This is a genomic window from Gilliamella sp. Fer4-1 (assembly GCF_001690515.1).
In the GTDB taxonomy this organism is placed as follows: Bacteria; Pseudomonadota; Gammaproteobacteria; order Enterobacterales; family Orbaceae; genus Gilliamella; species Gilliamella apicola_C.
Genome location: NZ_LZGZ01000115.1, coordinates 1 through 8,034 on the forward strand (window position 1 = coordinate 1; position 8,034 = coordinate 8,034).

Genomic DNA, 8,034 nt, shown 5'->3' on the forward strand with positions numbered 1-8,034 from the left:
TTTGTAGGATTATCATTATCATTAACTGCCTGTGGCTTATTTCTATCAAATAAAGGTATGATTGTCCTTGATATGCGAAACAAAATACATACTAATGTAACAGGTCAAGATTTACCTAAAGCTTATAAATTAGGTGATAGTGAGCAAGAATTACAACGATTTGAAACTTTCTGTAGAGAAGAGATACGAGCATCACAGCTTGATGGTAGTGAAGAAATGGTTTTTGAAAATATAAAACATGGTATTCATGGACAGGTAGAATTTAAAAAATGCAGTGATAAGATCACTCGTATCTATCAGTATTGATCAAATATGACTATCTTAATAAATTAAGATAATACGATTGACCTAATATAAAAGATATATGAAATCTTACTAGCCTTTCAGGCTGTTTTTATTTATATTGGTCGCTAGAACGAAAATTTTTTGGGAGTAAAATAATATGCATAAACAAGATGTAACCATTACAGCATCTAACGGTCTTCATACCCGCCCTGCTGCACAATTTGTTAAAGAAGCCAAAAACTTTAACGCAGAAATCACGGTCACATCTAATGGCAAAAGTGCAAGCGCTAAAAGCCTATTTAAATTACAAACATTAGCTTTATCACAAGGCACAACTATTACTATTGAAGCTGAAGGCGAAGACGAAAAAGAAGCTGTTGATCACTTAGTAAAATTAATTCCCGAGTTGGAATAAATAACTCCCGATTAGCTATGAATGGTTTTAAAATTGAATAAGGATTAAATGTTATGGTATCAGGTACACTTGTTTCCCCAGGTATCGCTTTTGCTAAAGCGCTATTATTAAAAGAAGAACCTATTGTTATTAGCAATAGACAAATTCTTGATAACAAGATTGACGCTGAGATTGAGCGCTTTAAGGAAGCTCGAGAAAAATCAAGCAAACAACTTCATGCGATCATGGAACGGGCGAAATCAACATTAGGAGAAGATAAAGCGGCCATTTTTGAAGGGCATATTATGCTTCTTGAAGATGAAGATCTTGAACAAGAAGTTATTTCTCGTATTCAAAGTAAGCACTCAAGCGCTGATGCTGCTGTTCAATCTGTTTTTGAAACTCAAGCTAAAGAGCTCGAAAATTTAGATGATGAATATCTAAAAGAACGTGCTGCAGATATTCGTGATATCGGTAAACGATTACTAAAAAATATTTTAGGTATTGAAATTGTTGACTTAAGTGCTATTAGCCAGCCATGTATTTTAGTTGCAACTGACTTAACGCCGTCTGAAACAGCTCAACTAAACTTAGAAATGGTATTGGGTTTTATTACTGATGCTGGTGGGCGCACCTCGCATACCTCAATTATGGCTCGTTCTTTAGAAATCCCTGCTATCGTTGGCACATCTAATGCAACTCAAGCAATCAAACAAGGTGATTTCATTATTCTAGATGCGATCAATAATGCTATTTATATCAACCCAGATCACACTACTCAAGAAAAGTTAAAACAAGTTCAAGCTAAATACCTTAGTGACAAAGAAGAACTTGCTAAATTAAAAGATCTACCCGCTGTAACCCTTGACGGTCACCAAGTAGAAATTTGTGGCAATATTGGTACAGTACGGGATATTGCTGGTGCTGAACGTAATGGTTATGAAGGTGTTGGTTTATACCGCACAGAATTCTTATTTATGGATCGTGAAGCGTATCCTGACGAAGAAGAACAATTTAAAGCATATAAAGAAGTAGCTGAATCAACAAATGGTTTATCTGTGATTGTACGCACCATGGATATTGGTGGTGATAAAGATGTCCCATATATGCATTTACCAAAAGAAGAAAATCCATTCTTAGGTTGGCGAGCAATTCGTATCTGTTTAGATCGTAAAGAAGTGCTTCATGCACAATTACGTGCAATTTTACGTGCATCAGCATTTGGTAAATTGCGCATTATGTTCCCAATGATTATTTCTGTAGAAGAAATCCGCATATTAAAGTCTGAAATCAATATCCTTAAGGAACAATTAAATGCTGAAGGTAAAGCGTTTGATAAAAATATTGAAATTGGTGTAATGATTGAAACGCCAGCAGCCGCTGTAATTGCACATCACTTAGCCAAGGAAGTCGATTTCTTTAGTATTGGAACCAATGATTTAACACAATATACGCTTGCCGTTGATCGTGGTAATGAATTGATTTCTCATCTTTATAACCCATTTTCACCTTCAGTACTAACACTAATCAAAAATGTTATAGATGCTTCTCATAAAGAAGGAAAATGGACTGGTATGTGTGGCGAACTTGCTGGTGATGAAAGAGCGACAATTTTATTACTTGGTATGGGGCTTGATGAATTTAGTATGAGCGCAGTATCAATTCCTAAAATTAAAAAATTAATTCGTAATACAAATTATGAAGAGGCGAAAAAATTTGCTGATACTGCATTAGAAAAAGCAACCGCCAAAGAAATTATTGATTTAATTGAAAATTATACTGCTGAAAAGCAAATTTGTTAGGAGACAATAATGGGTCTATTCGATAAAATTAAACAATTCGTATCCGATGATAATAAAAATGGCATCGAAATTATTGCCCCCTTAAGTGGCGAAATTGTCAAAATCGAAGATGTACCAGATGTGGTTTTTGCTGAAAAAATCGTTGGTGATGGAGTAGCAATTAAACCTTCTGGCAATAAAATTGTTGCACCATTAAGTGGTAAAATTGGCAAAATCTTCGAAACCAATCATGCTTTTGCTTTAGAATCTGATGAAGGCATTGAACTTTTTGTTCACTTTGGTATTGATACTGTGGAACTAAAAGGTGAAGGTTTTACGCGAATTGCCGAAGAAGGCCAACAAGTTAAAGCAGGCGATACCATTATTGAAATTGACCTACCACTACTTGAAAGTAAAGCAAAATCCGTATTAACACCTGTGGTTATTTCTAATATGGAAACAATTGTGGAACTCACCAAACTATCAGGTGCAGTAGAAGCAGGTAAAACGCCAATAATGCGAATTAAAAAGTAATAAATATTGCTTATAAAAAAACCTTCAGCCTAAGCTGAAGGTTTTTGTTTTATACTCACATACAGGTATTTTCTAAAACATCTTAACGCCATTTTTTGTATTGATTAATTAAGTTATTTGTAGATTCATCATGTGAATTTACTGGTTTATCATCTGCCAATTCAGGTAAAATCCGACCCGCTAATTGCTTACCTAGTTCTACTCCCCATTGATCAAAACTAAAGATATTTAAAATAACCCCCTGAGCAAAGATCTTATGTTCATACATGGCAACTAACGCACCAAGAGTATAAGGGGTGATTTTTTTCACTAATATTGAATTAGTTGGCTTATTGCCATCAAAGACTTTAAATGGTACCACAGACTTCACTTCGTCAAGGTTTTTACCAGCGGCAATAAATTCTTGTTCAACTTGCTCTTTTGTTTTACCAAAAGCTAAAGCTTCGGTTTGTGCAAAAAAGTTAGATAACAATTTCGGATGATGATCACCAACTGGATTATGACTAATAGCTGGTGCAATAAAATCACAAGGAATCAGTTTAGTACCTTGATGAATTAATTGATAAAACGCATGTTGACCATTGGTTCCAGGTTCACCCCAAATAATTGGACCGGTAGTATAAGGTGTTTTATTGCCACTGCGATCGACACTCTTACCATTTGACTCCATATTACCTTGTTGAAAATAAGCAGCAAAACGATGCATATATTGATCATAAGGTAAAATTGCTTCAGTTTCAGCACCGCAAAAATTATTGTACCAAATACCAATTAGTGCCAATAATGCAGGTATATTTTTCTCGATTGGCGTACTTTGGAAATGCTTATCCATTGCATGGCCTCCAGCTAAAAATTGTTTAAAATTATCAAATCCAATTGATAATACAATTGATAAGCCAATAGCCGACCATGATGAATAGCGTCCACCCACCCAATCCCAAAATTCAAACATATTAGCGGTATCGATACCAAATTTTTCAACTTCCTTAGCATTAGTTGAAAGCGCAACAAAATGTAAAGCAACGGCTTTATCATCTTGAGCTGCATCAAGTAACCATGCTCGTGCCGTTTGAGCATTAGTCATGGTTTCTTGAGTGGTGAAAGTTTTAGATGCTACTAAAAATAATGTGGTTTCAGGGTTTAAATTTTTAAGCGCTTCAACAATATGGGTACCATCAACATTAGAAACAAAATGCATATTTAAATGGTTTTTGTAAGGACGTAGCGCTTCGGTAATCATATGAGGCCCCAGATCTGAACCACCAATTCCAATATTTACAACATCAGTGATCGCTTTTCCAGTATAACCTTTCCATTCGCCACTAATGATTTTTTTACTGAATGATTCCATCTTTGCCAGTACTGCATTAACATCATCCATCACATTCTTACCATCAACATAAATTGGGGTATTTGATACATTACGAAGTGCGACATGCAATACAGCACGATCCTCTGTACGATTAATTTTTTCACCACTATACATAGCTTTAGTTGCACCAACTAGATCGCATTCATCAGCTAATTTATAGAGTAGTTCTAACGTTTCTTGCGTTATCCTATTTTTGGATAAATCAACCAAAAACTCATCTTCAAAAGGAATGCTGAGATTTTCAACTCGTTTAGCTTCCTCTTTTAATATTTGCGCAATTGTTTTGCTGTGATGTTTTTCATAGCTAGCTTGAAGAGATTTCCAAGAATGGGTCGTAGTTGGATCAATTGACTTTAACATAACTTATTCCTTAAATAATATGACTCTACATCCATAATATAACTATGCCCAGCATGATGCAAGATAAGGATCTTATCGGATAAATTAAGTGTTATTGAAAATAATTGATATTGGATAGGCTATGCTCATTCAAATAACTTTTTTAAGGGGTAAGATAAATTTAACGCCAAAAAAGCAAAGTATATGAATCAACAAAAATGCCCAAGACAAACTTTCAGCGCTGATTTCAAATCGCGAATGATGAAACGTTATCTGTAAGGGGGAAATCACGCAATGATTTGGTCAAAGAATAGGATCTCACACCATTTGCTTTAGAACGTTGGATAAATCAATCTAGTAAAAGTAGCTCATTTAACTCTAAAGGTAATCGCACTCCAAAACAAAATGAATTAATGGCCTTACGCAAAAAACTTAAACAACTGCGTATGAAAAACGAAATCCTAAAGCAGGCTGCACTAACAATGGCGCGAAAATCAAAATTCTAAAAAATAATCAACATCGTTACCCTATTGTGGCATTATGTCGCTGCTTAGGAATATCAAGATATCATGCCTAATATCAGTGCAAAACTACAAAATATAAATCTACCTCATATTATGCAGAAGAAATATTGACGGCCTACAATTGCAGCTATCATTAACATCAAAGTACACAGTTAAACGTTACCAAACACATCAGACCACAATTTTGTTGTTTGAATAGGTGTTGCCACTCCAAGTTTTTTGAATTAGTGTAACCTATTCAAAATCGGCGAAGCTAGGGTAATTTTTGTGAAAAATAAAAATACCAATCAATTAACACAATTAGATGATGTATCAACTGTTATTGGAGTAAAGTAATGAGCAAAATTGATTTTACCTTACATAATATTCCATTATTACTTACGAGAAATAAAAGTAAGCAATGGCAAGAGGATATTATTCAAAGTTCAACAGCCTTATTAAACTTTTTAAAAAATAATGAATTATTAATTGGTCTTGAACCTTTTGATGATGCAGGAAAATTAAAAACTGATACTGTTATTAAGATGTCAAACGTTACTCAAGAAGGCTTAGAATTATTCAAAACTACTGTAGATGAATGGTATAAATATCTCGCTAAAAGTACAGTTCCCGATAAGTATAAAAATATAAGTAGCCTAGAAAAAGGTTTAGCTAAAATTCGAAAAATTAAAAGCTAATTAAAAAATGAAAGGCTATGGTCATGAACATATAAAAGCTAATGTTCCAATAAGATAATTGTATGTACTAGCTCAAACTCTAATGATTAGCATAATTCTTAATGTAACAACCTCGACCGGCTGGTAAGCAAAAGACACAGCAAACACGGGCAGACCGATTACTACTATGATCGCACCGGCAGAATCGAAGGCTGTCGTAACCAGAGATACTGGGAAACCCTGCAATATGATGCTGCTGCTAACCTATTAGACCACAGACGGCCAATAGAATTAGACCCTAGCAATCAGAATATCATCCGCTGTAACCAGCTCCTGAATTTCAGAGAACACCACTACAGCTACGACGAGCACGGCCGAACCCAAACCAAACAGAGCATCGGCGCCACCCAGCACTACCACTACGACGCTGAACACCGCCTGAGCGAAGTACGCATCGAACAACTAAACCGCAGCCAGCGTTACGGCTACGTCTACGACGCCTTAGGCCGGCGTATCGAAAAGCATCAGATAGACCGTGACGGCCAACCCTACAACCGTACCCGCTTCCTGTGGGACGGCTTAAGAATGATTCAGGAAACCGGCCCAAATCACCCCACCAGCCTGTATATCTATACCGACCAGAACAGCTACGAACCACTGGCACGGATAGACACAGACGGCAACTATGAACAACATATCCGCTACTTCCATACCGACCTGAATGGCTGTCCGGAAGAGCTTACCGATGCAAACGGCGAAATACTCTGGGAATGCAGCTTTCAGCTGTGGGGAAAGCGGATTCATGAAATCGAACACGAATCAGTAGAGCAAAACCTCAGATATCAGGGACAATATTTAGACAGAGAAACCGGCTTACATTACAATACTTTCAGGTACTATGATCCGGATATAGGTAGATTTACACAGCCAGATCCGATTGGGCTGCTGGGTGGGTTTAATCTGTATCAGTATGCGCCTAATGGGTTGACTTGGGTGGATCCGTGGGGGTGGGTTAAATGTGGAACAGCTAGAAAAAATCGAATGCCTTCAAAAAAGAATAAAAACTTAGATCATTCTAAAACAACATACCATGCAGATGGTTCTGTAACTTTTTATGATCATAAAGGACGTGCTGTAACATATAGTAAAGATGGTGTTGCTGATTTTTCCCCGTATGCTGAACAATATGCAACATCAAATAAATTTAATGGTAATCGAGCACATGATAATAAGATAGCAAATGAACAAATTGGTTATTCTGGTGACAAAGCTCCTCCTGGAAAGGTTTGGCATCATGTCGATAAAGATTATATGATTCTTTTGGATGCGGAGTTGCATAACAACTTTCCTCATACAGGCAGTGCATCCGTTCTTATACATGGGTAATATTTTAGGAGTTAGCATGCTTAAATCAAAATATAATGTTCCAAAAAACATTGATAAACGTATTTCAAAGTTACAGTTAAAAATAGATTCAAACAATTCTTATATTGATTTTTTGAAAAAATATAATGTAGTTGTTTTTGATACTGAAGTTAATTTTGACTACTGTATTGATTGTGATGGAGAATCATTACCATTAGAGGTCATTTTGGGTTTTTCAAAAGAAAATAGAGAAGATTTATTAGCTACTAACGATACATATCTGAATAGAATACCTGAGAATTATTTTGCTGTAGCAACACTTAATTATGGCGATCTACTTTGCTTAAGCCCAAATGGCGAAGTTTATTATTGGGATCATGAAGTTAATGATCTCTATTTTGACATGTCTGTAAAAAATGGTTATCTAGAACAAAATACTAATCTGAAGTTTGTTGCAAATTCGTTTGATGCATTTTTATCAATGATTATTAAAAGTGAAGTTGAAAATGATTATGATCCTGATGAAGATGAATATAACAATCCTAACATTCCTTTTCCTGATGAAACATTATCTTCAATGCTCAAATATTCAAAGGTTTTTTTTACAGCATCAGAAAATAGACTTAAAATTTATTTAAAAAAACTGGAATTATCTGAAAAAGGGCGCGAAGTACTTGCCAAATTTAAAGAAGAAGGTCTTTTGTAGAAATAGCGTCAGTTAAAAATCAAGCAGCATTTTTCAAATAAATATATAATAATTTCAATATAGTATTATTTTGATTAG

At 35.3% G+C, this 8,034-nt stretch carries 9 protein-coding genes; 7 read left to right on the forward strand and 2 right to left on the reverse strand.

All coding sequences use genetic code 11. From position 1 onward, the window contains the following. From A9G30_RS04180 to crr, 4 genes are all read left to right on the forward strand, one after another. On the forward strand, nucleotides 1-306 hold a 306-nt coding region (locus A9G30_RS04180), incomplete at its 5' end, for a hypothetical protein (RefSeq protein ID WP_176700839.1). Nucleotides 307-442: 136 nt separating this feature from the next. Next, nucleotides 443-700, forward strand: a complete 258-nt coding sequence (gene ptsH, locus A9G30_RS04185; RefSeq protein WP_065588159.1) for a phosphocarrier protein Hpr — start codon at nucleotides 443-445, stop codon at nucleotides 698-700. 53 nt (nucleotides 701-753) lie between these two features. Then, entirely contained in the window at nucleotides 754-2,481 is a 1,728-nt protein-coding gene (gene ptsI / locus A9G30_RS04190) for a phosphoenolpyruvate-protein phosphotransferase PtsI (RefSeq protein WP_065567349.1), read from the forward strand. A gap of 9 nt (nucleotides 2,482-2,490) precedes the next feature. Then, a complete protein-coding gene (gene crr / locus A9G30_RS04195; RefSeq protein ID WP_065583016.1) occupies nucleotides 2,491-2,994 on the forward strand; it encodes a PTS glucose transporter subunit IIA in 504 nt (167 codons plus the stop codon). Between the two features lie 82 nt (nucleotides 2,995-3,076). On the opposite strand, the gene pgi is transcribed toward crr, so the two are convergent. Then, entirely contained in the window at nucleotides 3,077-4,726 is a 1,650-nt protein-coding gene (gene pgi / locus A9G30_RS04200) for a glucose-6-phosphate isomerase (RefSeq protein WP_065588160.1), read from the reverse strand. 838 nt (nucleotides 4,727-5,564) lie between these two features. Between pgi and A9G30_RS04205 the strand changes: the two genes are divergently transcribed. Then, entirely contained in the window at nucleotides 5,565-5,906 is a 342-nt protein-coding gene (locus tag A9G30_RS04205; RefSeq protein WP_065583014.1) for a hypothetical protein, read from the forward strand. Between the two features lie 319 nt (nucleotides 5,907-6,225). Here A9G30_RS04205 and A9G30_RS13150 read toward each other — a convergent pair whose 3' ends face one another. Continuing rightward, nucleotides 6,226-6,492 carry a hypothetical protein gene (locus A9G30_RS13150; RefSeq protein WP_141675250.1) on the reverse strand — a complete coding sequence of 89 codons (267 nt, stop codon included), beginning with the start codon at nucleotides 6,490-6,492 and terminating at the stop codon, nucleotides 6,226-6,228. On the opposite strand from A9G30_RS13150, the gene A9G30_RS04210 reads away from it, so the two are divergent. Further along, nucleotides 6,471-7,271, forward strand: coding sequence for an RHS repeat-associated core domain-containing protein (locus A9G30_RS04210; protein WP_141675249.1), 801 nt, complete (start codon nucleotides 6,471-6,473; stop codon nucleotides 7,269-7,271). The two genes, A9G30_RS13150 and A9G30_RS04210, sit on opposite strands and share 22 nt — an antisense overlap. A 16-nt stretch (nucleotides 7,272-7,287) precedes the next feature. Next, nucleotides 7,288-7,956, forward strand: coding sequence for an SMI1/KNR4 family protein (locus A9G30_RS04215; RefSeq protein ID WP_065583012.1), 669 nt, complete (start codon nucleotides 7,288-7,290; stop codon nucleotides 7,954-7,956). Nucleotides 7,957-8,034: the final 78 nt, after the last annotated feature.

What these genes read in the sequence shown, in the direction of transcription:
- ptsH (WP_065588159.1), top strand. Translation starts at nt 443, where the DNA reads ATGCATAAACAAGATGTAACCATTACAGCATCTAACGGTCTTCATACC.
- ptsI (WP_065567349.1), top strand. Translation starts at nt 754, where the DNA reads ATGGTATCAGGTACACTTGTTTCCCCAGGTATCGCTTTTGCTAAAGCG.
- crr (WP_065583016.1), top strand. Translation starts at nt 2,491, where the DNA reads ATGGGTCTATTCGATAAAATTAAACAATTCGTATCCGATGATAATAAA.
- pgi (WP_065588160.1), bottom strand. Translation starts at nt 4,726, where the DNA reads ATGTTAAAGTCAATTGATCCAACTACGACCCATTCTTGGAAATCTCTT.
- A9G30_RS04205 (WP_065583014.1), top strand. Translation starts at nt 5,565, where the DNA reads ATGAGCAAAATTGATTTTACCTTACATAATATTCCATTATTACTTACG.
- A9G30_RS04210 (WP_141675249.1), top strand. Translation starts at nt 6,471, where the DNA reads ATGATTCAGGAAACCGGCCCAAATCACCCCACCAGCCTGTATATCTAT.
- A9G30_RS04215 (WP_065583012.1), top strand. Translation starts at nt 7,288, where the DNA reads ATGCTTAAATCAAAATATAATGTTCCAAAAAACATTGATAAACGTATT.